At 58.4% G+C, this 2982-nt stretch carries 2 protein-coding genes; both read left to right on the forward strand.

What is annotated here, in order from left to right; genetic code table 11:
• The first annotated feature begins 719 nt into the window (after positions 1–719).
• Entirely contained in the window at positions 720–1667 is a 948-nt protein-coding gene (locus tag ACS5Q1_RS47335) for a carbon-nitrogen hydrolase family protein (protein ID WP_473104695.1), read from the forward strand.
• Between the two features lie 239 nt (positions 1668–1906).
• Positions 1907–2785: a dienelactone hydrolase family protein gene (locus ACS5Q1_RS47340; protein WP_473104696.1), complete on the forward strand. Its 879-nt coding sequence runs from the start codon at positions 1907–1909 to the stop codon at positions 2783–2785.
• Positions 2786–2982: the final 197 nt, after the last annotated feature.

Consider the following 2982-nt stretch of genomic DNA (forward strand, 5'->3'; position numbering starts at 1 on the left):
GGGGTACAGGATAGTTGTCTCTTAACAGTCTGAAAGACTTGGTGAATTGACCCATCTAAGTGCTGGGATGACACTGACGATGGGCTGGGAAGTTCATTGGTCCTCCCTGAAACTCAGGCTCCCTTACGGAGCCTTTTCTTTGCCCAGTGATGGCTCTGTGGAAGTGTCCCTGGTGCGAAAGGGACATTTGAACCATCTCTCCGATTTTGACCGCCTTGCTCTTCCTGCCAAGCTGAAGCGACGCAAAAGGTGCCCTTGAGGCTCCTTATATCGCTGGAAGGATAATAAGACGGGCAAGCTCCACCGTCGGGAGCGAACTCCAACGGACGAGCCATCGTGAACGCCATGTGTGAGACCCCTAGTGAGACTAGAGACCTGCAAGAGCGTTGAAGGATCAGGGAAATCGTTGATCAGAAAGGCGATGGACCATCTAGGAGAGATGGTGCCCAGGAGAGGGCGTGAAGAATTGAGCATATCCAAGCACTTAGGTAAACCTGGGGGATGGCCTTCGGCTCGTATTTCCCCGCATCGTTCCGCGCCCGCTCCCCCAGCTTTTGTTTGTAGCTACAGGCGCTCGTAGCTCCCCAAGGACCGGTAAAGATCACCATAATTTCGCCGGTTAACCAGCACCTGGGGAAGCACTGTTGAGGCGACGGATCATTCACACTCTGGTATGCTGACAAGCCTCCCGCGAGGTCGGAAACAGGAGGAACTTGGCGATGGAAGATACACTGCCCATCATCAAGGTCGCGGCGGTTCAGGCTGAGCCCGTCATCCTCGACCGGGAGAAGACCACCGAGAAGGCTTGTGCGCTTATCGCGGAAGCGGGAGCGAACAGCGCGAAGCTCGTCGTGTTCCCGGAATTGTTCATCCCGATCTTCACGAATGCCACCGTTTGGGGCCGAGGCTTCGCACGGTTCGGCAGCCCGGAGGCCCAGGCAGCATGGTCACGCCTGTGGCGCAACTCGGTCGAGGTGCCGAGTTCGACGACCGCACGCCTTGGGCAGGCAGCGAAGGCGGCTGGAGTGACTATCGCCATCGGAGTCAACGAGCGGTCCACAACCACACGCAGTTTCTTCAACACCATCCTGCTGATTGGCCCCGATGGCGAGATCATCGGCAAGCACCAGAAACTCGTCCCCACCAACTCGGAGCGTATGGTTCACGCCTACGGCGATGGAAGCACTCTCAAGGTCTACGATACCCCGGCGGGAAAGATCGGCGGGCTCGTCTGCTGGGAGAATTTCATGCCGCTGGCGCGGTTCGCCCTCTACGACCAAGGAGAGCAGATACACGTTGCGGCGACCTCGTTCGATACGGACATGGCGATCACGAATGCCCACAACACGGCGTTCGAAGGCGGCGTCTTCGTAATCTCGGCTGCCAACATAATCCGCAAGGCGAGCTATCCATCCGATTTCGAGTTCGCCGATGAACTCGCCGCAGTGAGCGACTACATCATTGAGGGCGGCAGTTGCATCATCGCGCCGGATGGAAGATTGCTGGCAGGGCCGGTCTACAAGGAGGAGACAATCCTTTACGCCGACCTCGATCTGAACGAGACGATCAAGTGTTCACAGTTGATGGATGTCACTGGGCATTACGCTCGGCCAGAAGTACTTGGCCTTCGCATCAATCCAATGCCCTACCGCCCGGTTTCAGACTGAGACCATCCAGCCGTGTGGCTTGGGCCAACAGGATCGGTCTTTCGGCTGGAAACGAGAGCATAGGCGATCAGAGCGGCAGTTCCCTGACAGACTGAGAACATATGACGGTACCAGTGGTCGATCCAACACCGATATCCTACCTGCCCCGCCCATGATCACGTGCCTGCATTCCCCTTGAATACCACTGCCACAGGTGGGATTATGGCCCTGCTGATGCGGTCTTTGGCGCGGAGGGTGCCATGTGTCGATCAGTCGGTTTATCCCTCATCGGGCTTGTGATGCTCTTCGCGAGCCATGCTTGGGGACAGCCAGTCAAACCATCGGGTTCAGCTACCCCGGTGATCGCGAAAGTCGAACTCGACGGTGCGGCCCGTCCTCTTGGCAAGTTCCAGGAACAACGGGCTCGCCAGCGGGGAGAAGACCCAAAACCGACGCCTGGAAGCCGCCTTCAAGCGTATCTTGCAAAGCCAGAGGGTAATGGTCCCTTCCCTGCGGTCATTGTGCTCCATGGCTGCCGAGGAGTGTCAGCACTTGAGAGCCAGAAGCTGCCAGAACTCCTGACCTCGTGGGGTTATGTCGCGCTGTCAGTTGACAGCTTCACAAGCCGGAAGGCCGAGGACGCCTGTGTGAAAGAGCCAGCTTCAGTGGATCGGGTTGCCGATGCCTACGGTGCTCTCTTCTACCTCGCGGCTCAACCCTTTGTGGACCGCAACCGCGTCGGTCTTCTCGGCGTCTCAATGGGCGCGAGGGCGGTTCTCACCCTGGCTGAAAGACAAGTCAGTGAAGGGGTGGTGAACCCTGACAACCTGACCTTCAAGGCCGGGGCGGCATACTATCCGCGATGCGGGGCGCTGGCCGACAAGACCATGTTCCCACTGCTGATCATGGTGGGCAGCGAGGACCAGTGGACCCCGGCTCGGGCCTGCGAAGAACTGGTGGCGGGCCGAGCAAGTGACAGCGCCCCAGTGGACCTCGCGATCTATCTGGGCGCTCATCACGGCTTCATCGAACAGGACTGGGCTTCGGGCCAAGGGTTCAAGGTCGAGTACAACGCGCAGGCGGCAGAGGACTCGCTGCGCCGAGCACATAACTTCTACGACCGCCGCCTCAAGCTTTAGGTCTTTGTGCTCTTTTGGTCGGCGGGGCCTCTACCCAGAGGTCTTGGATGGCAGACCAATGAAAGCCCACGAATACTAAAGCGCTTTTGATCTGGGCTTGAATCCCTTCGGGTGGTCTGTGCGTTGATTGGGATATGGCCCGGGAGGCGAGCCATGCCCCAGCCCTATTCTCCCGATTTGCGCGAACGTGTTCTTGA

The organism is Microvirga sp. GN3 (genome assembly GCF_055792825.1).

What these genes read in the sequence shown, in the direction of transcription:
- ACS5Q1_RS47335 (WP_473104695.1), top strand. Translation starts at nt 720, where the DNA reads ATGGAAGATACACTGCCCATCATCAAGGTCGCGGCGGTTCAGGCTGAG.
- ACS5Q1_RS47340 (WP_473104696.1), top strand. Translation starts at nt 1,907, where the DNA reads ATGTGTCGATCAGTCGGTTTATCCCTCATCGGGCTTGTGATGCTCTTC.